General features: G+C 72.0%; 22 protein-coding genes. 16 read left to right on the top strand and 6 right to left on the bottom strand.

The window, feature by feature from the left end:
• Positions 1–91: 91 nt before the first annotated feature.
• From ACFW48_RS35480 to rsgA, 3 genes are all read right to left on the bottom strand, one after another.
• The gene (locus ACFW48_RS35480; protein WP_386322310.1) at positions 92–601 is read right to left on the bottom strand and encodes a methylated-DNA--[protein]-cysteine S-methyltransferase; all 510 of its coding nucleotides are present in this window, start codon (positions 599–601) and stop codon (positions 92–94) included.
• Complete coding sequence (locus ACFW48_RS35475; RefSeq protein WP_386322308.1) at positions 598–2,022, bottom strand: bifunctional transcriptional activator/DNA repair enzyme AdaA; 1,425 nt, start codon at positions 2,020–2,022, stop codon at positions 598–600. Before ACFW48_RS35475 ends, ACFW48_RS35480 begins: the two co-directional genes overlap by 4 nt.
• A 65-nt stretch (positions 2,023–2,087) precedes the next feature.
• Entirely contained in the window at positions 2,088–3,242 is a 1,155-nt protein-coding gene (rsgA, locus tag ACFW48_RS35470) for a ribosome small subunit-dependent GTPase A (protein WP_386322306.1), read from the bottom strand.
• A 323-nt stretch (positions 3,243–3,565) separates the two neighbouring features.
• On the opposite strand from rsgA, the gene ACFW48_RS35465 reads away from it, so the two are divergent.
• Together ACFW48_RS35465 and ACFW48_RS35460 are read left to right on the top strand one after the other, a co-directional pair.
• Entirely contained in the window at positions 3,566–5,866 is a 2,301-nt protein-coding gene (locus ACFW48_RS35465; RefSeq protein ID WP_386322304.1) for a family 78 glycoside hydrolase catalytic domain, read from the top strand.
• Positions 5,867–5,977: 111 nt separating this feature from the next.
• Positions 5,978–7,234, top strand: coding sequence for a family 1 glycosylhydrolase (locus tag ACFW48_RS35460; RefSeq protein ID WP_386322302.1), 1,257 nt, complete (start codon positions 5,978–5,980; stop codon positions 7,232–7,234).
• Positions 7,235–7,321: 87 nt separating this feature from the next.
• On the opposite strand, the gene ACFW48_RS35455 is transcribed toward ACFW48_RS35460, so the two are convergent.
• Entirely contained in the window at positions 7,322–8,791 is a 1,470-nt protein-coding gene (locus ACFW48_RS35455) for an MFS transporter (protein WP_386322300.1), read from the bottom strand.
• A 256-nt stretch (positions 8,792–9,047) separates the two neighbouring features.
• On the opposite strand from ACFW48_RS35455, the gene ACFW48_RS35450 reads away from it, so the two are divergent.
• From ACFW48_RS35450 to ACFW48_RS35400, 11 genes are all read left to right on the top strand, one after another.
• A complete protein-coding gene (locus ACFW48_RS35450) occupies positions 9,048–9,671 on the top strand; it encodes a TetR/AcrR family transcriptional regulator (protein ID WP_386322298.1) in 624 nt (207 codons plus the stop codon).
• 407 nt (positions 9,672–10,078) lie between these two features.
• Positions 10,079–10,879, top strand: a complete 801-nt coding sequence (locus tag ACFW48_RS35445; RefSeq protein ID WP_386322296.1) for an SDR family NAD(P)-dependent oxidoreductase — start codon at positions 10,079–10,081, stop codon at positions 10,877–10,879.
• Positions 10,873–11,763 (top strand): 3-hydroxyacyl-CoA dehydrogenase family protein, encoded by an 891-nt coding sequence (locus ACFW48_RS35440; RefSeq protein ID WP_386322294.1) that lies wholly within the window; start codon positions 10,873–10,875, stop codon positions 11,761–11,763. Before ACFW48_RS35445 ends, ACFW48_RS35440 begins: the two co-directional genes overlap by 7 nt.
• 63 nt (positions 11,764–11,826) lie before the next feature.
• The gene (locus ACFW48_RS35435; RefSeq protein WP_386322292.1) at positions 11,827–12,663 is read left to right on the top strand and encodes a cyclase family protein; all 837 of its coding nucleotides are present in this window, start codon (positions 11,827–11,829) and stop codon (positions 12,661–12,663) included.
• A complete protein-coding gene (locus ACFW48_RS35430) occupies positions 12,660–13,016 on the top strand; it encodes a cupin domain-containing protein (RefSeq protein WP_386322290.1) in 357 nt (118 codons plus the stop codon). Before ACFW48_RS35435 ends, ACFW48_RS35430 begins: the two co-directional genes overlap by 4 nt.
• A 1-nt stretch (position 13,017) precedes the next feature.
• The gene (locus tag ACFW48_RS35425; RefSeq protein ID WP_386322289.1) at positions 13,018–13,839 is read left to right on the top strand and encodes a 3-keto-5-aminohexanoate cleavage protein; all 822 of its coding nucleotides are present in this window, start codon (positions 13,018–13,020) and stop codon (positions 13,837–13,839) included.
• Between the two features lie 140 nt (positions 13,840–13,979).
• Positions 13,980–14,774: an IclR family transcriptional regulator gene (locus ACFW48_RS35420; protein WP_386322287.1), complete on the top strand. Its 795-nt coding sequence runs from the start codon at positions 13,980–13,982 to the stop codon at positions 14,772–14,774.
• A gap of 163 nt (positions 14,775–14,937) precedes the next feature.
• On the top strand, positions 14,938–16,224 hold the full coding sequence (locus ACFW48_RS35415) for an MFS transporter (protein WP_386322285.1): 1,287 nt from the start codon (positions 14,938–14,940) through the stop codon (positions 16,222–16,224).
• Between the two features lie 98 nt (positions 16,225–16,322).
• Entirely contained in the window at positions 16,323–17,282 is a 960-nt protein-coding gene (locus ACFW48_RS35410) for an amidohydrolase family protein (protein WP_386322283.1), read from the top strand.
• Between the two features lie 104 nt (positions 17,283–17,386).
• Positions 17,387–17,944 carry a quercetin 2,3-dioxygenase gene (locus ACFW48_RS35405; RefSeq protein WP_386322281.1) on the top strand — a complete coding sequence of 186 codons (558 nt, stop codon included), beginning with the start codon at positions 17,387–17,389 and terminating at the stop codon, positions 17,942–17,944.
• Positions 17,941–18,828, top strand: coding sequence for an alpha/beta hydrolase fold domain-containing protein (locus ACFW48_RS35400; RefSeq protein ID WP_386322279.1), 888 nt, complete (start codon positions 17,941–17,943; stop codon positions 18,826–18,828). Before ACFW48_RS35405 ends, ACFW48_RS35400 begins: the two co-directional genes overlap by 4 nt.
• Before the next feature lie 48 nt (positions 18,829–18,876).
• Here ACFW48_RS35400 and ACFW48_RS35395 read toward each other — a convergent pair whose 3' ends face one another.
• Positions 18,877–19,461: a PadR family transcriptional regulator gene (locus ACFW48_RS35395; protein WP_386322278.1), complete on the bottom strand. Its 585-nt coding sequence runs from the start codon at positions 19,459–19,461 to the stop codon at positions 18,877–18,879.
• A 108-nt stretch (positions 19,462–19,569) separates the two neighbouring features.
• On the opposite strand from ACFW48_RS35395, the gene ACFW48_RS35390 reads away from it, so the two are divergent.
• Genes ACFW48_RS35390 through ACFW48_RS35380 form a run of 3 tightly spaced genes read left to right on the top strand, consistent with a single transcriptional unit; the run spans position 19,570 to position 23,118 of the window.
• Entirely contained in the window at positions 19,570–20,703 is a 1,134-nt protein-coding gene (locus ACFW48_RS35390; RefSeq protein WP_386322277.1) for a Rieske 2Fe-2S domain-containing protein, read from the top strand.
• A gap of 1 nt (position 20,704) precedes the next feature.
• On the top strand, positions 20,705–21,715 hold the full coding sequence (locus ACFW48_RS35385) for a PDR/VanB family oxidoreductase (protein WP_386322275.1): 1,011 nt from the start codon (positions 20,705–20,707) through the stop codon (positions 21,713–21,715).
• A 47-nt stretch (positions 21,716–21,762) separates the two neighbouring features.
• Positions 21,763–23,118 (top strand): MFS transporter, encoded by a 1,356-nt coding sequence (locus ACFW48_RS35380; RefSeq protein ID WP_386322273.1) that lies wholly within the window; start codon positions 21,763–21,765, stop codon positions 23,116–23,118.
• A gap of 43 nt (positions 23,119–23,161) precedes the next feature.
• Here the strand turns inward: ACFW48_RS35380 and ACFW48_RS35375 are convergent, their stop codons facing one another.
• Entirely contained in the window at positions 23,162–24,694 is a 1,533-nt protein-coding gene (locus ACFW48_RS35375; protein WP_386322271.1) for a cellulose binding domain-containing protein, read from the bottom strand.
• Positions 24,695–24,879 lie beyond the last annotated feature (185 nt).

Below are 24,879 nucleotides of genomic sequence, written 5' to 3'. Positions count from 1 at the left end.
ATCGGAGCAGTCGATCGTCAGCTGCACTGTCATTTCCATGCTCGGAGCATCCCAGGCAGGTCTGACAGGCGATCCGCTTTCACAACAGGCCCTAGCGGGCCAGTACGGCGCCCTCCAGGGTGAGCAGCCGCGTCTTGCGTTCCAGGCCGCCCGCGTAGCCCGTCAGGGAGCCGTCGGAGCCGATCACCCGGTGGCAGGGGCGCAGGATCAGCAGCGGGTTGGCGCCGATCGCGCCGCCGACGGCGCGTACCGCGGGCCGGGAGGCCCCGATGCGCGCGGCGATCTCGCCGTACGTGGTGGTCGCCCCGTAGGGCACGTCGTCCAGGGCGGCCCACACGCGCTCCCGGAAGGCGGTGCCCTCGGCGCGCAGCGGCAGCCGGAACTCCTTCAGCTCCCCGGCGAAGTAGGCGGCGAGCTGCTCCTCGGCCGCGCGGAACGGCCCGGCGTCGTGCCGCCAGCCCTCCTGGACGCTCCGGCCGCCCTTCTGCCCGGGCACGGACAGGGAGGTGAGTGCCCCGCCCGGGTCGGCGGTGAGGAGCAGTGTGCCGACGGGGCTGTCGGTCTCGGTCCAGTACGTCGTGGTCGTGGTGGTGGTCGTCATCGGTGCTCCCGTTCTCCCGCTGCGCGCAGGTGGTTCAGGGCGTACGAGCGCCAGGGGCGCCAGGTGTCGGGGACGGCGTGGTCCGGCGGTGCCACGTCCGGGTCGCCGAGGGCGCGGGTGCGGACCACGGCGGCCGTACGGGCGTCCACGCCGGGCACGGCGAGCAGCGCGTGCTCGGCGTCGTCCCGGTCGGCGCCCGGGTCCAGGCGTACGGCGCCGTCGGCGAGTGCGGCGGCGAGCGCGCCCGGGGTGCCGTCCGGCTCGGCCCCGGCGAGGGCGGCCGGTTCCGGGAAGAGGTGGGTGAGGGTTCCGCAGGGGGCGTCCAGCGTCTTGCCGTGGCGCTGGACCAGCCGCTCGGCCTCCGTCCGTCCGACCAGGGCGCGTACGGCGAGTTCGTCGGGGTCGGCGGCGCCCGGTGAGCGGAGCCCTGGGCGGGCGGCGACCAGCGGGGCGAGCCGGCGGTCGGCGCCGAGCCGTTCGTCCACGGCGTACGGGTCGGCGTCGAGGTCGAACAGCCGCCGCAGCCGCTGTACGGACGTGGTCAGGTCGCGGAGGTCGGTCAGGCGGAGGCGGGCGTCGAGCCAGCCGCCGCTGCCCGTCCCGGGCGGGCCCGGCCGTTCGTCGACGGCGACGATCCCGGTGCCGTACGGCAGGCGCAGGGTTCGCCGGTAGACGCGGCGGCCCGGCACGCCGCTCACTTCCTCGACTCCCGCGACGGCCTCCCGCTGGAGCAGGTCGAAGACGGGGCCGGCCTGGTAGGGGCCCCGGTGGGCGAGCCGCAGGGGGATGCCGGCGGAGGGGGTGGCCGCGCGCCGGGTGCCTCGGTCGCGTGCCGGGGCGGCGGCGCGCAGCCCGCTCGGGGTGGCCGCGTACACGGCCCGGATCGTGTCGTTGAACTGCCGCACGCTGGCGAACCCCGACGCGAAGGCGATCTCCGTGACCGGCAGGCCGGTGGTCTGCAGCAGGACCCGCGCGGTGTGTGCCCGCTGGGCGCGGGCCAGGGCCACGGGTCCGGCGCCCAGTTCGGCGGTGAGCTGCCGCTGCACCTGGCGGGCGCTGTAGCCGAGCCGGCCGGCGAGTCCGGCGACGCCCTCGCGGTCGACGACGCCGTCGCCGATGAGCCGCATGGCCCGGCCGACGACGTCGGCGCGGACGTTCCAGTCCGCCGAACCCGGCACGGCGTCCGGACGGCACCGCCGGCAGGCCCGGAATCCCGAGCCCTGCGCGGCGGCGGCCGTCGCGAAGAACCGCACGTTGCGCCGCTTCGGCGTGACCGCCGGGCAGCTGGGCCGGCAGTAGATGCCGGTCGTCTCGACGGCGAAGAAGAACGCGCCGTCGAACCGGGCGTCCCGGCTGCGTACGGCCTCGTATCTGCTGTCCTCGTGCGTCAGGTGCTCCGCGGTCTTCGTCCCGTTCCCCATCACGCCCTCCAGTCTCCGCCGGACCAGGGGGCCGGGCTGGCGGAAATCGGACACGGCGGTGGCGGCTACCGCTTGGCCTCCATCGCCGCCTTGCCGATGGCGCCCCGGCGCTTCCACTCCTTGCGGATCTCGGCGCGCATCCGGGCGTCGGTCTTGGCGACGATGCGCTGGTTCTCCCGCATGAGCTTGCGGTAGCTCTCCAGCCGCCGCTCGGGCAGCTCGCCGGTGTCGATGGCGGCGAGGACCGCGCAGCCCGGCTCGCTCTCGTGGGCGCAGTCGTGGAACCGGCAGTCACGGCCCAGTTCCTCGATCTCGGCGAAGACCTGGCCGACCCCGGTGCCCGCGTCCCAGAGCCCGACGCCCCGCAGCCCGGGGGTGTCGATCAGCACTCCCCCGCCGGGCATGACGAGGAGGTTGCGGGTGGTGGTGGTGTGCCGGCCCTTGCCGTCGACGTCCCGGATGGCCTGGACGTCCATCACGTCCTCGCCGAGCAGTGCGTTGGCGAGGGTCGACTTGCCCGCGCCGGACTGCCCGAGCAGTACCGCCGTACCACCGGCGACGACGGCGGCGAGGAGGTCGAGCCCTTCCCCCTGTTCGGCGCTGACGGACAGCACCGGCACGCCGGGGGCGGTGGTCTCCACGTCCTGGACGAGGTGGCCCAGGGTCACCGGGTCGGGGACGAGGTCGGCCTTGGTGAGCACGACCAGGGGCTGCGCCCCGGACTCCCAGGCGTCCGCCGACTCACGCAGCAGCGCGTCACCGCTCGAACTGGACATCGCGAGCGCGAGGAACCGCTCGATCCGCCCGAGGTCGAGTTCGACCGCGAGCGACACACAGATGATGATGTGATCGATATTGGTGGCCAGTACCTGGCCTTCGGAACGCTTGGACGACGTCGACCGTACGAAGGCCGTACGGCGAGGGAGGATCGTGCGCGCGTACCGCGGATTGCCGCCCTCGGGGTCGACGGCGACCCAGTCCCCCGTGCACACGACCTTCATCGGATCGCGAGGAACGACGAACTCGGTGTCGGCCCGGACGACACCGTCGGGCGTGGCGACGTCGCACTGACCGCGGTCGACCCGTACGACCCTGCCGGGGACGAGCTCGTGGGCGGCATACGGGGCGAACTCGGCCTCCCAGCCCTCGTCCCAGCCGTATTCGGCGAGGACCTGCTGAGGGTCGGAAGGGGAGGACGTGTTGAGTGAAGCGTTGAACAAGGGGGACCCTTCGAAGGGTGGCCCCGGCGGCGCGCTGGTCGAGTGGTGTCAGCCGGAGACCACAGGGGTGGGAACGATGAACTCCTGAATGCGGGCCGTGCCCGTCACCGTGACAGTCATCAACGTCCTCACCTCCTGCTTCTTCTCGACGAACCGACACCGTCCCCACGGGAACGGCTGAGCAGAACCATAGCCCCGCCCCAAGGCGCGGCACCACCGATTAAACGGCCGGGGACCGCCCGGGCATCGGGGCCCGCTCGTGACGCACACCACAGCCGCCAATGCCTAGCTTTCACTAGGTATTGACGTGCATGATGGCCGCCATGCTCCACCACTGGACCCCGACCGCACGAGTCGTCACCCCCCGCCCCTCCGGCCCCGCCGAAGGCGGCGCCCGCCCCGCCGCCCTGCTGCGTGGCGAGTTCACCGCGCGGGCAGCAGTGCGATCGGCGCGGCTCCTCGTCACCGCCCTCGGCGTCTACGAGCTGGAGCTCAACGGAACCGTGGTGGGCGACCACGTCCTGGCCCCCGGCTGGACGAGCTACCACCACCGGCACCGCTACCAGTCCTTCGACGTCACCTCCCTGGTCCGCGAGGGCCGCAACGCCTGGGGCGCCCAGCTGGCCGACGGCTGGTACCGGGGCCTGCTCGGATTCAACGGCGGCACCCGGGACATCTACGGTGAGCACACCGGACTCCTCGCCGAGCTGCGCGTCGAGTACGCCGACGGCTCCGTGGACACCGTCGCCACCGGGGACGGCTGGCGCTGGAGCCCCGGCCCCGTACTCACCACCGGCCTGTACGAGGGTGAGGAGTACGACGCCCGCCGCGAGCAGGCCGGCTTCAGCGAGGCCGGCTTCGACGACTCGGCGTGGCAGCGGGTGGGGATCCTCGAGTTCGACACCGGGGTCCTCTTCCCGGCCGACAGCCCGCCGGTCCGCCGCATCGAACAGCTCGCACCCGTCTCCGTGACCACCTCGCCCACCGGCCGGACCATCCTCGACTTCGGCCAGAATCTCGTCGGACGGCTGCGCATCCGCGTCCGCGGCGAGGCCGGCCGCACGGTCACCCTTCGCCATGCCGAGGTGCTGCAGGACGGCGAACTCTGCACGCGTCCACTGCGGCACGCCGCCGCCACCGACCGCTACGTCCTGCGCGGCGGGCCGGCGGGCGAGGAGTGGGAACCCCGCTTCACCTTCCACGGCTTCCGCTACGCCGAGGTCGAGGGCTGGCCCGGCGAGCTCGATCCCGCCGACATCACGGCCGTCGTCCTGCACAGCGACCTGCGCCGCACGGGCTGGTTCTCCTGCTCGGACGCCTCCCTGAACCGCCTGCACGAGAACGTGGTGTGGGGGATGCGCGGCAACTTCGTCGACGTACCCACCGACTGCCCGCAGCGCGACGAGCGCCTGGGCTGGACCGGCGACGTCCAGGTCTTCGCCCCCACCGCGGCCTTCCTCTACGACGTCCGCGACTTCCTGCGCTCCTGGCTTCGCGACCTGGCCGCCGACCAGGGCGACGACGAGCGGCGCGTCCCCCCGGTGTTCAGCCCCGACATCCCGGTGATCACGCCGGTGCCGCTCCCGCCCGGCAACCCGCCGATGGCCGGATGGTGCGACGCCGCCGTCATCGTCCCCTGGGTGCTCCACGAGCGCTACGGCGACACGGAGGTCCTGCGCGCCCAGTACCCCTCGATGCGTGCCTGGGTCGACGCCGTCGACCACCTGGCCGGACCGGCCCGAATCTGGGGCGAGGGGTTCCAGTTCGGCGACTGGCTGGACCCCACCGCCCCGGCGGACGACCCCGGCCGTGCCATGACGTCGTCCGTCCTGGTCGCCACCGCGTACTTCGCGCACTCCGCGCGCCTGCTGGGGAAAACCGCCGAGGTCCTGGCCGACAAGGACGGCGCCGTTCGCTACCACGCCCTGGCCGACGCGGTCCGCGACGCCTTCCTCGCCCGCTTCCACACCGGCGGTGGGCGCCTGACGGAGGAGACCCAGACCGCCTACGCCCTCGCCCTGTGCTTCCGGCTGCTGGAGGACCACGCCGAGCGCGCCGCGGCCGGGCGGCGCCTGGCGGACCTGGTGGCCGCACGCGGCCACCGCATCGGCACCGGTTTCCTCGGCACCCCCCTGGTGTGCGACGCACTGACCGACACCGGACACGTGGACACCGCCTACCGGCTACTGACCCAGCGGTCCAGCCCCTCGTGGCTCCACCAGGTCGACATGGGCGCCACCACCGTGTGGGAACGGTGGGACAGCATGCTGGACGACGGCAGCGTCAACCCCGGCGAGATGACCTCCTTCAACCATTACGCGCTCGGTGCGGTCGCCGACTGGATCCACCGCACCGTCGCGGGCCTCGCGCCCGCCGAACCGGGCTACCGACGGCTGCTGATCCGTCCCCGCCCCGGCGGCGGCCTCACCTGGGCAAGGGCCGAGCACGACACGCCACATGGCCGGACCGAGACCGGTTGGCGGCTCGAAGGGAACACGCTGCACGTCGACGTCCTCGTGCCACGCGACGTCACCGCACTGGTCGAACTGCCGGGTTCGGAGCCCATCGAGATCGGGCCGGGCCGGCACTCCTTCTGGACCCCGTTCACCGCAACCGCACGGTGACGCCCGCGGGGTCGGCGTCAGGCCCTCCGCCCACCGGACCACCGGACCACCGGAGCACCAACTCCCGGCTCACCGGCTCACCGGCTCACCGCCTCAGTGCAAGGAGCACACATGACACACACCAGCCTGCCCGACACCTTCCTGTGGGGCGTCGCCACCGCGGGGCACCAGAACGAGGGCCACAACAGCGCCAGCGACACCTGGTTCCTGGAGCACACGACGCCCTCGCTGTTCCGCGAACCGAGCGGGCCGGCGTGCCAGGGTTACCAGCAGTGGGAGACGGACCTCGATCTGGCCGCCGGACTCGGACTCAATGCCTTCCGGTTCTCCGTCGAGTGGTCCCGGGTCGAACCCGAGCGCGGCGTTGTCTCCGGCGAGGCCCTCGACCACTACGAGCGCAAGGTCGACGGCTGCCTCGAACGTGGTCTCGCACCCGTCGTGACGTTCAGCCACTTCACCTCACCGCACTGGTTCGCGGCGGCCGGTTCCTGGACCGCCCACGACGCTCCGGCACGGTTCGCCGAGCAGTGCGACCGCGTCATGGCCCGCGTCGGCGACCGCATCGCGTACGCCGTCACCCTCAACGAACCCAACCTGGAGCAGTTGCTCCAGGCGGGCGCGAAGCTCCCGCCCGAGGCGGAGACGCTCAAGACGCGGATGCTCGCGGCCGCCGCACGCGCCGCCGGAACCGACTCCTACGCCAGCGCGAACGTCATCCCCGCCCACCGGCAGGGCGAGTTCCAGGAGGCGTTCACCCGTGCCCACCGCGCCGCCCGCGACGCGGTCAAGGCCCGCCGCGGCGACCTGCCCGTCGGCGTCTCCATCGCCATCGCCGACGAAGTGGCGCTGCCCGGCGGCGAGGAACGCCGGGACGCCAGGCGCGCCGCGGTCTACGATCACTGGCTGCGCGAGGCCCGCCACGACGACTTCATCGGCGTGCAGAACTACGAGCGCATCGTCCACGGCCCCGAGGGCGAGGTGACGATGGAGGGTGAGCGCAACGGCATGGGCACGGCCATCGCGCCCGACTCCCTCGCCGGCGCCGTGCGCTACGCCCACGAGGTGGCGGGGGTGCCGGTCCTCGTGACCGAGCACGGCATCCAGACCTCGGACGACGCACAGCGCGCCGCCTTCGTTCCCGCCGCGGTCCACGGGCTGGCAGCCGAGGTCGGCGCGGGCACGCCTGTCCTCGGGTACTGCCACTGGACGCTCATGGACAACTTCGAGTGGATCTTCGGGTACGGGGCTCAGCTCGGGCTGCACGAGGTCGACCGCGAAACGTTCCAGCGCCGCCCGAAGCCGAGCGCGAAGGCGTACGCGGACGTCGTGCGGGGCTACCGGGGGGCGCCCGCCGGCAGCGGGGACTGACCCGCTTCGGGCGGCCACCGGCCACAGCTCGTAGCCCACCAGAACCTCCATGCGGGAGAGGCACTGGTGGGCTACGGCCGTGGGCGGTCAGCCGACGGGAGCGGCGTCGGTCTCCGCGGGGTCCCGCAGTGGCGGGATGAGCAGTGAGATCGCCAACGTCAGCGCGGTGAGCAGCGCTCCGGCCCAGAAGAGCCAGGCGTAGCCGCCGTCCTGGTAGAAGGCGGTGCCGTCCACGACGGTGCTGTGTGTGGCGAGGGCGGCGAACGAGAGGGCGGTGACGATGGCGCCGAAGAAGTTGATGAGCATGTTGAGCATGCCGCTGCCCAGCCCTTGCTCGTCCTTGGAGACCACACCGACGACCAGCACCGGTGCTCCCGCGACGACGAGACCGGCGCCGAGGTTGGCCAGGCACGAGGTGAGGATGAGTTGGGTCTCGTCGGCGTGGAAGAAGCCCACCAGGCCGTAGCCGACCGCCATCAGAGCCAGGCCCGCCCACCAGAGCAGGCGGGCGTCGATCGTGCGCAGGAGGCGGCTGGCGACGATGCCGGTACCGAACATCACCACGTTCCAGGTCACGCTGACGAGGGCATTGTGCTGTGCGGTCCAGCCGAGACCGGCGGAGACCCCGGGGATGTGCGGATAGAGGGCGAGCAGGATCGCCATGCCCGGCATGGTGTACGCGACGGCCTGGGCGAGCCCCCCGGTGACGAGGACCAGGGCGACCGGGCGGCGGCGGAGCACCTTCAGGTCCAGTATGGGGTGGGCGCTGGAGCGTTCCACGAAGATGAAGACGACCAGCGCGGCGAGGCCGGCGGCGAGCCAGCCGAGGGTCTTGGCGTCGGCCCATCCCCAGCTCTGCCCCTGGCCGACCGCGTAGACGACCGCGGTCAGCCCCCCGCCGAGGACCAGGCCGCCGAGCCAGTCGAAGCCGGGCCGGCGGTCGTGCCGTGGGGTCTGCGGGACCAGGAAGGCGATCAGCGCGAAGCCGACGGCGGAGGCCGCGGCGAGAAACCACATCACGCCCTTGTAGCCCCAGCCGTCCACCAGCCAGCCGGCCAGGAACGGCGCGGCCAGGGCCACCAGGCCGAGGCTGCTGCCCAGGACGGCGCTGGCCGGCTTCACCAACCGTGCGGGAAAGATGTCCCGCACGGCGGGGAAGGCCAGGGCGGCGAACGGGCCGTAGCAGCCGGCGACGGCCCGTCCGACCAGCAGGAGCCAGAAGCTGCCCGCCATCGCGGCGACGACGTCTCCGACGACCCCCAAGCCGGTCATCACGAGCATGAGCCGCTTCTTGCCGTACCGGTCCCCCAGTTTCATCACGAACGGCGTCAGCAGCGTCGAGACGAGGACGACGGTCAGACCGAACCAGGCCACGTGGGTGGTGTGGAAGCTCTGCGCCACGCTGGCGGTGGCGTTGGCACCCAGGATGCCGGCGGCGGCCAGGAGCTGGGTCGGCCAGATGAGCGCGATGAGTACGGCGACCAGTCGCGGGGTCCACCCCGCGGTGTCGGGGGGCGATGCTGCGTCGAGCGGGGGGCTGGCAGACGTCGGCGTCATGAAGCCGCTCCTTTCGCGAACAGGGCAAGGGGTCGGGTTCGTGCGTGGAACGGCCAGGCCGTGGCCCAGGGCTCATGTCTCGGCCACAGGCTCGAAACGTTCCCTGGCTTTCGGATGATGATGAGGCCAATACTTAGTGGATGCTAGGCATTAAGGAAGTGATGCACATCACACGTATGCGGCGCCCGAGGCGCCTCGCCCGGCGGTAACGGCACTCGCGCGGAAGCGGGTCACGGCAACTCGGTAGATTGTCGGCATGGGGACACCACGGGGGCCGCGCGGCGGCTACGCGACAGGGCTGGCGAGGCGCAACCAGATCCTCGAGGCCGCGCTGCTGCGTTTCGGCCAGGACGGTTACCGCAAGACCTCACTGGCCCGTGTCGCCCGCGACGCCGGAATCACCGACGCGGGGCTGCTCCACCACTTCCGCGACAAGCAGCAGCTGCTGCTGGCCGTGGTGCGGTACTGGCACCAGCGGCTCGACGAGCAGTGGGCACGCGTGTCCGACTCGGTACGGGACGCCTTCCGCTGTCACCTGGACGACACCGCCGAAATCCTCACCATGCCGGGAATCCTCGAACTCGCCGTCGTGGTGGGCGCCGAGGCCACCGCCCCCGACCACCCCGCGCACGACTTCTTCTCCCAATGGCAGGAGAAAGGCGTACGGGAACTCGCGGACCGACTGCGCGCCGGAGCCGCGTCGGGCGAGCTCAAAGCGGGCCTGGATCACGAGACCATCGCCCGGGAGTGCGCGGCGCTCGACTCCGGGCTGCGGGTCCAGTGGCTGGCCAGCGGACGGTCTTTCGACTTGATCGCCGTGATGGGCTCGCACCTGGACCGCCTGATGCGCCAGATCTCGGCCGACGGCGACGGTCTGTAAGCGCTCGGAATGGGGCGCGTCCTTGTCTTCCGCCCCGCGATGAAGGCGTTGACGGCTTCGGTTCCGCGGTACTGAACAGCCCGGAGGCCGATCCGGCGTAGGCGTCGTCGGCGCGGCCCAAGGCCCAGCGCCAGGGCCGGGGCCGGGATCGTCATGGTGGCCGTCGACGAGTTGGCGCCGTATGCGGTGACCAGCGGATGGAACACGGCCAGGGCCAGGGCGGCGAGCAGCGCGCCCGCCTGATGTGCGCGGCGTTGGCGCCGGGCGACGGCCGGGGGGCCACGACAGCGGTCTCGAGCCACGTGGACAGCGGATTGCGCACGGCCCATTGACCGTGAGCTGAACCAGCCCTACGTTGAACCGCATTCCGGCACGATTGATTCGCATCACGGAACCAGGAGGTTCTCGTGGCACTCGCTCCTGCTGTCTCCCCCCTCTCCCGCTTCACGGTTGAGGGGCGTTCGATGGTCATCACCGGCGCCACCGGTGCCCTCGGCAGTACGGCGGCACGCGTCCTGAACGCCCTGGGCGCTCGGCTCACCCTCGCCGGTGGCAACGCCGACAAGCTCGACGCGCTGGCCGCGGAACTGGACGGCCCCGGACCGGTCGAGATGGTCCGGCGCAGGCCGGACACCCCGGACGACGCCGAGGCGATCCTCTCCGCCGCCGTGAAGACATACGGTGACGTGCGCGGGCTGCTCGTCGCCTCCGGCATGAACCACGTCGCGCCGATCACCGAGATGAAGGTCGAGGACTTCGACGCCGTGCAGTCGGCGAACGTCCGCGGCTCCTGGCTCATGTGCCAGGCGGTGGGGCGGCACATGCTCGGCCGCGGCGGCGGAGGCAGCGTGGTGCTCGTGTCCTCCACCCGCGGCCGGCTGGGTCACCCCGCCGGATACTCCGCGTACTGCCCCTCCAAGGCCGCGGTCGACCTGCTCGGCCGCAGTCTCGCCGCCGAGTGGGGCGGTGCCGGGGTCCGGGTGAACGTGCTGGCTCCCACCGTGTTCCGCTCGGAGCTGACCGCCTGGATGTACGAGCAGGACGAGAAGGCCACCGCGACCCGCGAGGCCATGCTCGCCCGGGTCCCGCTGGGCCGGCTCGCCGAACCGGAGGACTTCGCCGGGGCATTGATCTACCTGCTCAGCGACGCCTCCTCGTTCGTCACCGGGCAGGTGCTGTACCTCGACGGGGGGTACACCGCATGCTGACCGTCGCCGTCGTCGGCGCGGGTCTGATGGGCCGCGGCATAGCCGAGGTGTTCGCCGGCGCGGGCCATCCAGTACGTCTCCACGACCTCGACGCCGCCACCCTGCACAGCGCGGTGGACAGCCTGCGGAACCTCGAAGGGGACGTCGACGGCAGCACTGACCTCGCCGAAGCCGTCACCGGAGCCGGCCTTGTCGTCGAGGCCGTCGCCGAGAACCTGGCGGCCAAGCAGGATCTGTTCGCCCGGCTCGACCGCCTGCTGCCGGACGCGCTGCTCGCCAGCAACACCTCCGTGCTGCCGGTGAGCAGCGTCGCCGAACGCACCGTCCGCCCCGAGCGCGTGGTCGGCACCCACTGGTGGAACCCGCCCGACCTGATCCCCGTGGTCGAGGTCGTCCGCGGCAGGCACACCAGCGAGGAGACGATGGAGCACACCTCGGCTCTCCTGACGTCCCTCGGCAAAACGCCGGTACGCGTCGAGCGCGACGTACCCGGGTTCGTGGGCAACCGTCTCCAGCACGCCCTGTGGCGCGAGGCGATCGCGCTGGTCGCGGACGGAGTGTGCACCGCGGAGACAGTCGAGACGGTGGTACGCAACACCATCGGCCTGCGTCTGGCCGCCATGGGCCCCCTGGAGAACGCCGACTACGTCGGGCTCGACCTCACCCTGGCCATCCACGACGCGGTCCTGCCCGACCTGAACCGCTCCCCGAGCCCTTCTCCGCTGCTGAAGGAGTTGGTAGCGGCGGGCGACCTGGGCGCCAAGAGCGGCCGTGGCTTCCTCACTTGGCCCGAGAACAGCCGCGAACAGGCCGCCACGCGCCTGGCCGGGCACATCGACCGGCAGCTCGCGGCCGCAGCGGACAGCGACCCGTCCGCGGCGTGACCTGCCCACCACCTCCCGACCGGCGTGGTCGCCGACCCGCTGGAGACACGAAAGGCGGAAACCATGTCCAACACCCCCTTCACCTGGCCCCTCGGCCCCGACGAGCAGGGCCTGGAGTTCTATGACCTCTCCCACCCGTGGGGACACGGAACACCGTGCTGGCCGTACTTCGAGGACGTGAAGATCGAGCGCCTGCACAGCATGTCCAAGTCCCGCGTGCTCACCCAGAAGGTCACCACGGTGATGCACTCGGGCACCCACATCGACGCCCCCGGACACGTCGTGGAGAACACCCCGCTCCTCGACGAGATCCCGCTCAGCTCCTTCTTCGGCACCGGCGTGGTCGTGTCCATCCCCAAGAAGAAGTGGGAGGTCGTCACCGCCGCCGACCTGGAGGCCGCCGCCCCGGAGATCCGCCCCGGCGACATCGTCATCGTCAACACCGGCTGGCACCACACGTACGGTGACAACAGCGACTACTACGCCTACTCCCCCGGCTTCTACAAGGAGGCCGGCGAGTGGTTCGCCGCCAAGGGCGTCAAGGCCGTCGGCACCGACACCCAGGCGCTCGACCACCCACTGGCCACCGCCATCGGCCCGCACGGCCCCGGCGCCCCGGACGGCCTGCTGCCGTGGGCCTGCGAGGAGTACGAGGCCGAGACCGGACGCAAGGTGCTGGACGACTTCCCCGAGTGGGAGCCGTGCCACCGCGCCATCCTGTCCCAGGGCATCATCGGGTTCGAGAACGTCGGCGGCGACCTGGACAAGGTCAGCGGCAAGCGGGTCACCTTCGCCGCGTTCCCCTGGCGCTGGACCGGCGGCGACGGCTGCATCGTCCGCCTGGTCGCCATCGTCGACCCCACCGGCGCGTACCGGATCGAGAAGGGTGGGCGCGAATGAGCCCGATGCGCGTCACCCGGCTCGACCAGGCCCCGCCGTACGAGCCGCCGTCGCACCACGGCGTCGGCGCACTGCGGCTGCAGGGCCACGAAGCCGGGCCGACCACGCGGTTCTGGACCGGGCTGTCGTACTACCTGCCCGGCGGAGCGGCGGACGCGGCGCCCACGGTGGAGGAGACGGTGTACGTCGTCCTCGACGGCGAACTCGTGGTCACCGCCGACGGCGATGAGGCAACGCTGCGGCCCCACGACTCCGTACACCTGGCCAAGGGCCAGGTCCGCTCGGTGCGGAACCGGTCCAGGCGGCCGGCGACTCTGCTCGTCACCGTCGCCCTGCCGCACGAGGAGACCTGACATGGGCGTCGTCATCACCGTCGCGCCCACCGGGCCGATCGCCGCCAAGGCCGACAACCCCGGCCTGCCCACCTCCCCGGAGGAGATCGCCGAAGCCGTCACCGACGCCTACCGGGCCGGCGCGTCGGTCGCCCACATCCACCTGCGCGACGAGCACCAGCGGCCGACCGCCGACCTGGAGACCGCGCGCCGGACCATGGGCCTGATCGCCGAACGCTCCCCGATCCTCGTCCAGCTCTCGACCGGAGTGGGGCTCAGCGTGCCGTTCGAGGAGCGGGAGCGGCTGGTGGAGCTGCGGCCCCGCATGGCCACCCTCAACCCCTGCTCGATGAGCTTCGGCGACGGCGAGTTCCGCAACCCGCCGGACAAGGTGCGCCGTCTCGCGGCCCGCATGCGCGAACTCGGCATCAAACCGGAGCTGGAGATCTACGACACGGGGCACCTGGAGGCGTGCCTGCGCTTGTGGAAGGAGGGCCTGCTCGCCGCACCGCTGCAGTTCTCCCTCGTCCTCGGCGTCCGCGGCGGCATGGCCGCCACCGCCGACAACCTCCTCACCATGGTCCGCCGACTGCCACCGGGCGCGATCTGGCAGGTCATCGCGATCGGCCGGCACAATCTGCCGCTCACCGCGATGGGCCTGGCGCTCGGCGGCAACGCCCGCGCGGGTCTGGAGGACACTCTGCACCTGCGCAAGGACGAACTCGCCCCCGGTAATCGGTCCCTCGTCGACCGGGCGGTCGCCCTCGCCCGCGACCTGGACCTTCCGCTCGCCGGGGTCGAGGAGACCGAACAGCTCCTCGGCCTGCCGGACCGCAAGACCTGAGGAGACGCCCCGCGCACCGCCCGAGCCGAGGAAAGAAACCCGGAGACCGGGAGAAGGGAGCCGCACGGACGCCGTGCCACCCCGGACCGCACCCATGCGGCAGGCTGTCCGGGACACGACGTGAGAAGGGAACGCACACCATGACGGTGGTCGACGAGCACACACGGCCGGGACGCGGCAGCGCGGGCGGCATCCAGGTCATCGCACGCGCGGCAGAGGTGCTGCGCCTGCTCCAGGCGGCCCCGTCCGGCCTCACCCAGGCCGAGGTGGTCGAGCGGATCGGCCTCGCCAAGTCCACGGTCCACCGCATCCTCGGCGCCCTGGAGGCGGAAGGGCTGGTGACCGTGGCCGGCACCCGCGGGCGGTACCGGCTGGGGCCCGAGATCCCCCGCATGGCCGCCTCCGTGCGATCAGCGATGATCGTCGACCTGCGTCCCCATCTCGAGGATCTGTCCCGCCTACTCGAGGAAACGGTCGACCTGTCGATCCTCGAGGACCATCAGGTGGTCTTCGTCGACCAGGTCATCGCCGACCGCCGGCTGCGCGCGGTCAGCGCGGTCGGCACCGGCTTCCCCCTGCACTGCTGCGCCCCCGGCAAGGCACTGCTCGCCGCCCTTCCCGCGGCCGCGCTCGAGCACGCCGTACCGAACCGGCTCACCGTCGAGACCCCACACACCCTCACCACCCGCTCGGCGCTGCACCGCGAGCTCGACGACGTCCGCCGCACGGGCGTCGCCTTCGACCGAGAAGAGCACACCCTCGGCATCTGCGCGGCCGGCGTCGCCATCCGCACCGCGGCCTGGGGCACCGCCGCCATCAGTGTGCCCACCCCGACGCAACGCTTCGCCGGACGCGAACAGGCGATCACCGACGCCCTGTCGCAGGCCAGGGACCGCATCGAAACGGACTTCGGCGTCATGAAGCCGACACCGTGACGACGCGTCGCTCGGCTCCGGGCACGTGCTTCCCGCGTCCTCCTCCCGCACCGGTCCCGAGACCCGAGGAACCGCCCTCATGAAAGCGAAACCGTCTCCAAGACGCCCTGACCCACAATGCCCTGACCCACAACGCCCGGCGACCGTACGGCTGTTCATTCTCATGGCCGCCCTCATCGCGATGTTCGAGGGCTACGACCTGTCCGTGTACGGGGCCACCGTGCCGGCCCTGCTGCGCGAGCCCGGCTGGAACCTGTCCAAAGGGGAGGCAGGCGACATCGGTTCGCTCGTCGCCGCCGGCATGCTGATCGGCGCCGGCATCGCCGGGGCCGCCGGGCGGCGCCTGGGCACCCGCCGGCTCCTCCTGAGCGGCCTGTCGTTCTTCTCCCTGTGCATGCTCGGCTCCGCCCTGGCCGACGGGCCGGGCGTGTTCGCCGCGTCCCGCCTCCTCGCCGGGACCGGCCTGGGCGTGGTACTGCCCACGCTCACCGCCCTCGTGGGCGACATGTCCGCGCCGCACGTGCGCGCCCGGAACATCGCCATCACCATGGCCGGTTCCTGCGTCGGCTCCCTCGGAGCACCGCTCCTCGGCTCGTGGCTGCTGCCGGACGTCTCCTTCCGGGTGCTGTACCTCGTCGGCGCGGCGGCCTTGCTCACCGTGGTGCCGTGGGCCTTGCTGCGCCTGCCCGAGAGCCCGCGGCACCTGGTGCGCGCCGGCCGCGCCGACGAAGCGGCCCGGACCGCCGCCCGGTTCGGGCTGCCTGCCCCGCGACCACCCACCGCACCGGAGCCCAGGCACCGGTTCCTCGGGCTCGGCCCGCTGCTCCACCGCCGGCTGGTCGTCACGACGCTGCTGTTCTGGGTGATGACCTTCTGCGGGCTGCTGCTGATCTTCGGCTTCAGTACGTGGCTGCCGACGCTCATGCAGAGCGGCGGCTTCTCCATCGGCTCGGCGCTGACCATGACGTGCCTGTCGTGGATCGGCGCGGGCGTCGGCATGGTGCCCGGCGGAGTGCTCGCCGACCGGATCGGCCCCAAGCGCGTGGTGACCGGCGCCTTCCTCGTCGGTGCCGCCGGCCTGCTCGTGATGAGCCGGGGTCCGGCGAGCTGGGTCCTGTACGTGTGCCTGCTCCTGTGCGGCTTCGGGCTGCTGGCCTGCCAGGCGTTCGTCAACGCCTACCTGATCGGCTGCGTGCCGGCGGAACTGCGCGTCCCGGCCGTCGGATGGTCGCTGTCCGTCGGCCGACTCGGCGCCGTCGTCGGCCCCTCGCTCGGCGGGCGGATCCTCGACTCCGGGCTGGGTCTGGAATGGAATTTCTACTTCTTCGCCGCCACCGCCGCAGTCGGCGCCACGGCAGCGATCGCCGTGCCCACCGGCCCGCTCGGCCGACCCGCCCGGCACCGGGCGTCCTCCACTGTCGGCACGGCCGACAGCGCCGCGGCAGGCTGACCACCGGCTCCGCCGCCGTCCTCACTCCCGCTCCGGCCCGTTCCCGCCGGCCTCGCCTCCCCTCACAGCCGCGCCCATCACTCCGGAGAACCCCAGCCATGAAGAAGATCGCGATCGAAGAGCACTTCACCACCGCCGCCCTGGCCCACTACAGCCTTCCCGCCGCGACCCTGTTCGACCCGCCCCAATGGGACGCCGCCATGCGGCGACTGCTGGACTTCACCGACGTACGACTGCCCCAGATGGACGGACTCGACATCGACATGGAGGTGCTGTCCCTGACCGCCCCCGGCATCCAGGCCGAGACCGACACCGCCGTTGCGGTCACCCGGGCCGCCGAGGCCAACGACTTCCTGGCCGAGATCGTCCGCAAGCACCCCACCCGCTTCTCCGGCTTCGCCGCACTGGCCCTGCAGGACCCGGACGGCGCCGCGGCCGAGCTGGAGCGCGCCGTCACCCAACTCGGCCTGCGGGGCGCCCTGATCAATGGCCACACGCGGGGCGAGTACCTGGACGCGGACAAGTTCCGACCGGTCTGGGAGCGCGCCGAAGCCCTCGGCGTGCCGATCTACCTGCACCCGGCCAGCTCCTACGACGTGTGGCACAACGTGCGCGGCCACGAGGAACTGATCGGGCCGATGTGGAGCTGGGGCGTGGAGACCGCGACCCACGCCCTGCGCATCGTCTTCGGCGGCGTCTTCGACCGCTTCCCCGGCGCCACGCTCATCCTCGGTCACATGGGCGAGGGACTGCCCGGCCACCTGTGGCGCCTCGACAGCCGATGGGACTTCCTCGACCGACGCGGCATCCACCTGGCCAAGCCGCGCCCCTCGGACTACGTCCGCGACAACATCATGATCACGACCAGCGGGGTCTGCGCCCACGCCCCCCTGCTCGGCAGCCTGCTCGCACTCGGCGCCGACCGCGTCATGTTCTCCACCGACTACCCCCTGGAGAGCGACCACGAGGCCGTCCACTTCATCGAGACCGCCCCGATCAGCGAATCCGACCGCGCCAAGATCTGCCACCTCAACGCCGCACGCCTGCTGGGCCTCTGATCAACAGGCGGTGCGCGCGGTCGTGGCTCCGGCCGGTTGATTTCGACACCCTCTCATGTCAGGCTACCTGACATTAATCCAAGAGGTCGATCCGAGGAGACGACATGACCATCGAGTACGCCACCCGCTACCGGCAGGCATCGCGCATTCCCCCGGAGCCCGGCAAGCCGTACTTCATCGAGAAGGGCGAAGGGGACCGCGCCCACCTGTTCGGCGATCTGATCACCATCTACGCGGGCGGTGAGCAGACCGAGAACACCTTCAACTTCTTCACCGTCGAAGGCCCCAAGGGCGACATCATCCCGGCCCACCTGCACACCGACACCCACGAGGTCTTCTACATCACCCAGGGCGCCGTCCGGCTGTTCGTCGAGGACACCGAGGGCGATCAGCAGGAGAAGTTGCTCACCCCCGGCGACTTCGGCTTCGTACCCAAGAACTGCCGGCACGCCTACCGCATGGAGCGCCACCACAGCCAGGTCGTCGGCGTCGCCGCGGGCCCGGGAGGCACCTTCGAGCGGTTCTTCGAGAACCTCGGCGCGCCCGCGGACCAACTCGGCCTGCCCCACCAGCCCGTCGTCCCGGCTCCCCACAAGTTCGCCAGCGTCCCCAAGCAGTACGACGTGCGCTTCCTGCCCGACCACCAGTGGCGGACCCGATGACGGCGACCGGGCCCTCGCTGCGGGAACTGATCGCCGCACCCCACCCCGACCACGCTCCGCTGCCGCCCGCCGCCCCGAGCGAGCCCGGCGTACGCGAACTGCGCGGTGTGCCCTACGCCGAAGTCGAGAGCAGCCGCCCCCTGGAACTCGATCTCTGGTTGCCCGGGGCCCCACCGGCGGGGCCCCTTCCGCTGGTGCTGTTCGTACACGGCGGCGCCTGGCGACGAGGCCGGCGCGACGACATGGGGATGCGCACGCGCCACTGGGCCCCCCGGCCCTTCGCACGCATCGCGGCAGCGGGCCTCGCCGTCGCCTGCGTCGACTACCGGCTCAGCGGCGAGGCCACCTTCCCCGCCCCCCTCGACGATCTGCGCGCCGCCCTTCGCTGGCTCACCCTGCGCTCCGCCGAACTCGGCATCGACACCGGCAGAACGGTCGTGTGGGGCGAGTCCGCCGGCGGACATCTCGCCTCACTCCTCGCTCTCACCCACGCCGACCCGCCGCTGGCCGGCGCCGTGATCTGGTACGGACCGAGCGACCTCACCACCGCACGGGGCCGCTTCACTCCCGAGGACCCCGCCACCCCAGAGGCGCTCATGCTCGGCACGGCCCCGGCCGCCGCCCCGGAGCGTGCCCGTGCGGCCGGCCCGCTCACCCACGCCCACGCCGACGCACCACCGTTCCTTCTCGTCCACGGAGACGAGGACACCATGGTGGACTGCTCACACAGCCGATCCCTCGCCTCGGCACTGGAGAAGGCCGGGTCGCCGGTCGAGCTGCGGACGGTGCGGGGCGCCGACCACGGCTGGCACGGGCTGCCCGACGACCAGGTGGAGGAGGTCTTCACCCGCTCCCTGGCGTTCGCGCTTCGCCTCGTGGCCTGACGGACGGGGTCTTCGGGATGGAGATCGTCTGACGCACGCTTCTGGGACTCAGGAGCCGTACAGCTCGTCGACGAGCGCGAAACCGTCCGCGATCCAGGCCAGCTCCGCGCGGGCGCGGGCGATGAGGCCGTCGTAGGCGTACACCTTGTAGCGCACCGCGAACTCGGCCTCGCGCTCGGTCAGTTTGGACAGGCGGGCGGCCAGGGTGGGGTGGGTGCGGTCGACGAGCGCGGCCCGGGTGCCTTCGAGCATGCTCAACTGCTCTTCCCAGTACGCCTGCTGTTGCCGGAGCTGCTCACGCACCGACGCGGGGTCGGCGAAGTCGAAGTAGGCCGCCTTCAGGTACGCCGGGTCGCGCTGCCGCTGAGGCGTCAGCGGGGACTCCATCCACTCCCGGAAGTCGGCGAGGCCGGCGTCGGTGACGTGGTACTCCTTCTTCGTCCCCTTCTTGCCCCAGGGCACCTCGGCCGAGGTGAGCAGCCCGTCGCGCTCCATCCGGTTGAGCTCGGGATAGATCTGCGAGTCCGGGGCGTGCCAGACGTGGGCCACCGAGCGGCTGAAGCTCTTCGAGATGTCGTACCCGGTCATCGGACGACCGGTGAGCAGCGCGATCAGCGCGTAACGCAGCGACAAGGCGACCCCCCTTCCGGATTTCCCAGGCTACAGACCATTGCCATCTCACTATATCCATAGTTAGTTTGTGGCCCGCACAACACTTACCTCTCTTCATAGGGAGTTCTCATGCCCCGCACCGCCTCCCCCGCGACGGACACCGCGCCACCGGCCACCGCTGCCGCGAAGATCTTCAACCACCCCCGCAACGCCTGGTACGTCGCCGCCTGGGACCACGAGGTCACCGGCAAGCAGCCGCTGGCCCGTACGGTCGCCGGCGTGCCGCTGGCGTTGTGGCGCAACACCGAGGGCCGCGCGGTCGCTCTCGCGGACGCCTGCTGGCACCGGCTCGCGCCGCTGTCGAAGGGCAGGATCCTGGGCGACGAGCTGCAGTGCCCTTACCACGGTCTGCGCTACAACGCGACCGGTCGCTGCACCGGAATGCCCGCCCAGGAGACGATCAACCCCAGCGCGGTGGTCCCCTCCTACCCTGTCGTCGAGCGTTACCGGTACGTCTGGGTCTGGGTCGGCGATCCGGACCTGGCCGATCCGGGCACGGTGCCCGACATGCACCAGATGGACGACCCGGCCTGGGCCGGCGACGGCGAGACGATCCACGCCGACTGCAACTACCAGCTCGTCCTCGACAACCTCATGGACCTCACCCACGAGGAGTTCGTGCACTCCTCGACCATCGGCCAGGAGGAGCTGTCCGAGGCCGAGTTCGACGTGACTCACGAGGGCAACACGGTGACCGTCACCCGGTGGATGCGCGACATCGACGCCCCGCCGTTCTGGCTGAAGAACATGCGGGACAAGTTCCCGGGCTTCGCCGGCAAGGTCGACCGCTGGCAGATCATCACGTTCGAGGCGCCGGGCACGATCCGCATCGACGTCGGTGTGGCGAAGGCGGGTACCGGTGCGCCCGAGGGGGATCGCAGCCAGGGCGTCAACGGGTACGTGATGAACACGATCACCCCCGAGACCGACCGCACCTCCCACTACTTCTGGGCGTTCATGCGCAACTACCGCCTGGACAGCCAGACCATCACCACCCAGCTGCGCCAGGCGGTGCACGGGGTCTTCGGTGAGGACGAGGAGATGCTGAGCGCCCAGCAGCGCGCCATCGACACCAACCCCGGGCACGAGTTCTACAGCCTCAACATCGACGCAGGCGGGATGTGGGTACGCCAGATCCTGGAGCGCATGCTCGCGGCCGAGGGGCGCCCCTCCTCCGCGCCGGCCGCCGGTCGGGGGGCCTGAGATGGCGGTGCAGACACAGGCCCGCCGGCAGCGGGCCCGGGTGGTCGAGGTCTCCGACGTCGCCGACGGGATCCGCCGCATCGTCCTGGCCCCCGAGCGGCCCGAGCACGCCGCGCCCGGCACGCACCTCGACGTGGATGTCGAGACCGGGGACGGTGCCCGCCGGGTGCGTTCCTATTCCGTGGTGCGCTCCGAGGACGGTGGCCGCCGGCTGACGCTCAGCGTGCGGCTCTCCCCCACCTCGTCCGGTGGCTCGGCGGCGATGCACCGGCTGCGGGTCGGGGACGAGCTGACCGTCACCGGGCCGTTGCAGAACTTCCCGCTCGCGGTCGGCGCCACCCGCTACGTACTCGTCGCCGGCGGCATCGGCGTCACCGCGCTGGTGGCCATGGCCTCCGCGCTGCGCCGGCGCGGTGCCGACTACCAGCTGGTGCTCGTCGGTCGCAGCCGCGCCGTGATGGCGTACGTCGACGATCTGGCCGCCGAGCACGGCGACCGCGTCCGCGTCCACGTCGACGACGAGGGCACCTCGCTGGCGGTCGGCGACCTCGTCGCCGGGATCGCCCGGACACCGGCCGCCGCGGGCACCGAGCTCTACATGTGCGGCCCGATCGGGCTCATGAACGCGATCTCACGGAGCTGGGCCGAGCACGACCTGCCGGCGACCAACCTGCGCTTCGAGACGTTCGGTTCCAGCGGCCGGTACCCGGCCGAGGAGTTCCTGGTACGCCTCCCCGACCTCGGCCGGGAGATCACCGTCGCACCCGACACCTCGATCCTCGACGCCCTCGCGGCAGCCGGGATCGACACGCTCTCGGACTGCCGCAAGGGCGAGTGCGGGCTGTGTCTGGCGAAGGTGACCGACTCCACCGGCACCATCGACCACCGCGACGTCTTCCTGAGCGAGTCCCAGAAGGAACGCTCGGACAGGCTGTGCGTGTGCGTCTCCCGAGCTGTGGCATCCGGCAGCGGATCGGGAGATCCCGCTGTCCTCTCCCTCCGCCTCACCTGAGCCGGTGCACCACCGGGTCCACAGGATCCCTCACCACCTGGACACCCATGAACATCACCGCACGCATCTCGCAGGCACCGATGAGCGGCTACCAATGGCTGATCGTCGCCCTCTGCACCTTCATGAACTGCCTGGACGGCTTCGACGTCATGGCGGTCGCCTTCACCGGGCCGTCGGTCACCGAGGAGTTCGCGCTCAGCGGCTCGGAGTTCGGCCTGCTGGTCTCGGTCGGCCTGGTCGGGATGGCGATCGGCTCGATGCTGCTCGCCCCCTTCGCCGACCTCATCGGCCGGCGCCCGCTGGTCCTGATCAGCCTCACCCTCGGCACGATCGGCATGTTCGGCGCGGCGGCGGCATCGTCGGCGACGGTGATGGGCGTCTTCCGCCTCGTCACCGGCATCGGTGTCGGCGCCATCCTGGCCAGCACCAACGTGATCGCCAGCGAGTTCTCCAACGCCAAGAACCGCGGCCTGTCCATCGGCATCTACACCGCCGGGTACGGGATCGGTGCCACCGCGGCGAGCCTGGTCGCGAAGGCCACCGTGGGCGGCGACTGGCGGATCGTCTTCTACGCCGGCGGTGTCGGGACCCTGCTCGCCCTGGTAGTGATCGCCGTCGTCATGCCGGAGTCGGTCGCCTTCCTGGAGCAGCGCCGTCCGAGCGGCGCGCTGGAACGGATCAACCGGACGCTGGCCCGGATGCGGATGGAGGCCGTCACCGACACCGACCTCGACCGGGCGGCCGCCACCCGGACGGGCACCGAACGGGCCGGCTCGGGATGGCTCAAGCAGCTGCTGACGCCGACGATCCTGCTCTGGCTCGTCTTCATCACGATCATGTTCGGCTTCTACTTCGTCAACAGCTGGACCCCCACGCTCCTGGTCGAGGAGGGCCTCTCCGAGAGCGCGGCGGTGACCGCCGGGATGGCGATCTCGGTCGGCGGCACCATCGGCTCGGTCCTCTACGGCGTCGCCGCCCGAGTGCGCACGCCGCGGGTGGTACTGATCGGGTTCTCCCTCCTCTCGGCCGCGATAATGATCGTCTTCATCGTGAGCACGTCGACCCTGTGGCTCGGGTTCGGCATCGGCGTGGTCGTCGGTGCTCTGATCAACGGCTGCATCGCCGGTGCGTACACCGTCGGTCCGCCGCTCTACCCGGCCAACGTCCGCAGCGTCGGCATGGGCTGGGCACTCGGGATGGGGCGCATCGGCGCCATCCTGTCCCCGACCATCGCCGGCATGCTCAAGGACGCGGGTGCGTCCGCGACGCAGCTCTACGTCGGTGCCGCCATGGTGGTCGCCGTCTGCGCACTCGTCCTGGTGGGCCTGCGCCGGTACGACCCCGAGTCCGGTCCCACGGCGAAGGAGGCGCTCGCCGTGCGACCCCGCCCGGTCTCCTCGTGACCCGGGCCGGCATGCCCGGCCAGAGGGGTGCGGGTCCGGAGCGTCAGGACCGTTCGCACGCCCGGCCGTTCAGGGTGAAGTCGTCCGGCGGGGAGTTCTTGCCGCGCCAGGAGGCGAGGAAGCCGAAGGCGAGACGGCCCCCCGCGGGGACCGAGCTGTTGTACTCGGCGGCGGTGGCGGTGACCCGGGCGCCGCTCCGGGAATGGCCCGCGTCCCACATCTGACCGATCCGCTGGCCGTCGGGGAAGGTCCAGGCGACGTGCCAGGAGTCGAGGGCACTGCGGGTGGTGACGGTGACGGTGGCCTGGAAGCCGTCGGGCCACTGGTTGACGAGGTCGTAGCGGACGTGGCAGGCGGCGGGGGCGGCCGGGCCGGGGTCCGGGGCCGGGTGCCGGTCACGGCCGGGCGGGTCCTCGGTGCTCGCGGTGGGCGTGGCGGTGCCCTGGGGTTCCGGATCGGGCGGGCCGGGGTCCTTCCGCTCCGGGGTCTTGCCGGGTGCGGGGGCGGTGCTGTCGGCGGGCGGCGGTGACGCGTCCGGCGACGGCGGTGGGTCCGCCGTCGGCTGTGCGCGGTCCGGGGCGGCGGCCGGGCGGCGGTCCACGGTGTCGGTGGACGCCGCGGTGTCCTCGGCGGTGTCGCCGAAGGGCATCAGGGAGACGGTGAGCGCCAGCAGGGACACCAGGACGGCGGTGGCGAGGAGGCCGCCGCGGACGACGCGGGCCTTGTGGGCGCCGTCCGGCGGCTCGTCGGCGCGGTCGTCGTCGCCCGGTGCGGGGCGCCCGGCGCCGAGTCGTACCTCGGCGGCGCGGCGGCGGCGTTCCAGGTAGGCGAGGCCGCCCCAGCCGATGACGCCGGCGGCGAGGGCCGCGGGCAGGCCGCCGCCGTGCGGGCGCAGACAGGCGGCGGCCTCGGCGCAGTCGGGGCAGGTGGCGAGGTGGCGGGAGAGGTCTTCGGGGGTGTCGGCGGCCGGCGATCTGGTCACCGCGTCCAGCAGCCGGGCGTAGCCGCGGCACCGCGCGTCCCTCGGCGCGTCGAGGTGGCCCCGGCGGCAGCGGTCCCGGAACAGTTCGCGCACCTGGGCGAGTTCGTCGGACGCGGTGGCCGGGTCGAGGCCGAGCCGGCGGGCCACCACGGGCAGCGGCAGGGCCTCCACGTCGGCCAGCCACAGCAGTTCCGCGTCGGGTGCCTGCATGTCCTTGAGGCCGCGCAGCGCGAGCGGGCGGCGCGGCGGCGGTCCGGCGTAGCGGGCGGCCCGGTCGGAGCCCAGCCACAGCCGCAGTTCGGAGTCGAGTTCGTGGCCCCGCCCGTCGTCCTCCCAGGCCGCCGCGGTGGTGCGTACGGCGGTCAGGAGCAGTGGGACGCGGGGCAGCCGGCACGGGCGGCGGGCGGTGCTGCGCGCCTCGGCCGCGTCGGCGGCGCGGACCTCGCGCATGCCGTGGGCGAACGCCTCGGTGGCGAGCCGGACGGCGGCCTCCGAGCCGGCGGTGCACAGGTCGGCGTAGGAGAGCACCGTGTCCCAGCACTCGTCGAGCAGCGCGGCCTCGGCGGCGTCCTGGGGGCTCGGCAGGTCGGACATCGGACTCCTGCATCCACTGCGTCCACGGGCGAGGTCAACTCACCGCATTGTCGGTGGAGTTGGGGCACGGCCTCACGGCAGGCGCAGAGCTTCGCACGTCTCCGGCACGACTGACAAGCGCCGTGTTCACAGGCGGCGCCCGAGGTGCGCGGACCGCCGGCCCGGAGCGAGCCCGGCCCCCGCGG

This window comes from Streptomyces sp. NPDC058812, from assembly GCF_042744565.1.
Classification (GTDB): Bacteria; Actinomycetota; Actinomycetes; order Streptomycetales; family Streptomycetaceae; genus Streptomyces; species Streptomyces thinghirensis.
The sequence above is the reverse complement of the archived record's forward strand: the minus strand, read 5'-3'. Positions and strand labels throughout refer to the sequence as shown.

Bases quoted from the DNA above. Each gene is read 5' to 3' on its own strand.
- ACFW48_RS35480 (WP_386322310.1), bottom strand. From the start codon at position 601: ATGACGACCACCACCACGACCACGACGTACTGGACCGAGACCGACAGC.
- ACFW48_RS35475 (WP_386322308.1), bottom strand. From the start codon at position 2,022: ATGGGGAACGGGACGAAGACCGCGGAGCACCTGACGCACGAGGACAGC.
- ACFW48_RS35465 (WP_386322304.1), top strand. From the start codon at position 3,566: ATGCTCCACCACTGGACCCCGACCGCACGAGTCGTCACCCCCCGCCCC.
- ACFW48_RS35460 (WP_386322302.1), top strand. From the start codon at position 5,978: ATGACACACACCAGCCTGCCCGACACCTTCCTGTGGGGCGTCGCCACC.
- ACFW48_RS35455 (WP_386322300.1), bottom strand. From the start codon at position 8,791: ATGACGCCGACGTCTGCCAGCCCCCCGCTCGACGCAGCATCGCCCCCC.
- ACFW48_RS35450 (WP_386322298.1), top strand. From the start codon at position 9,048: ATGGGGACACCACGGGGGCCGCGCGGCGGCTACGCGACAGGGCTGGCG.
- ACFW48_RS35440 (WP_386322294.1), top strand. From the start codon at position 10,873: ATGCTGACCGTCGCCGTCGTCGGCGCGGGTCTGATGGGCCGCGGCATA.
- ACFW48_RS35435 (WP_386322292.1), top strand. From the start codon at position 11,827: ATGTCCAACACCCCCTTCACCTGGCCCCTCGGCCCCGACGAGCAGGGC.
- ACFW48_RS35430 (WP_386322290.1), top strand. From the start codon at position 12,660: ATGAGCCCGATGCGCGTCACCCGGCTCGACCAGGCCCCGCCGTACGAG.
- ACFW48_RS35425 (WP_386322289.1), top strand. From the start codon at position 13,018: ATGGGCGTCGTCATCACCGTCGCGCCCACCGGGCCGATCGCCGCCAAG.
- ACFW48_RS35420 (WP_386322287.1), top strand. From the start codon at position 13,980: ATGACGGTGGTCGACGAGCACACACGGCCGGGACGCGGCAGCGCGGGC.
- ACFW48_RS35415 (WP_386322285.1), top strand. From the start codon at position 14,938: ATGGCCGCCCTCATCGCGATGTTCGAGGGCTACGACCTGTCCGTGTAC.
- ACFW48_RS35410 (WP_386322283.1), top strand. From the start codon at position 16,323: ATGAAGAAGATCGCGATCGAAGAGCACTTCACCACCGCCGCCCTGGCC.
- ACFW48_RS35405 (WP_386322281.1), top strand. From the start codon at position 17,387: ATGACCATCGAGTACGCCACCCGCTACCGGCAGGCATCGCGCATTCCC.
- ACFW48_RS35400 (WP_386322279.1), top strand. From the start codon at position 17,941: ATGACGGCGACCGGGCCCTCGCTGCGGGAACTGATCGCCGCACCCCAC.
- ACFW48_RS35390 (WP_386322277.1), top strand. From the start codon at position 19,570: ATGCCCCGCACCGCCTCCCCCGCGACGGACACCGCGCCACCGGCCACC.
- ACFW48_RS35385 (WP_386322275.1), top strand. From the start codon at position 20,705: ATGGCGGTGCAGACACAGGCCCGCCGGCAGCGGGCCCGGGTGGTCGAG.
- ACFW48_RS35380 (WP_386322273.1), top strand. From the start codon at position 21,763: ATGAACATCACCGCACGCATCTCGCAGGCACCGATGAGCGGCTACCAA.
- ACFW48_RS35375 (WP_386322271.1), bottom strand. From the start codon at position 24,694: ATGTCCGACCTGCCGAGCCCCCAGGACGCCGCCGAGGCCGCGCTGCTC.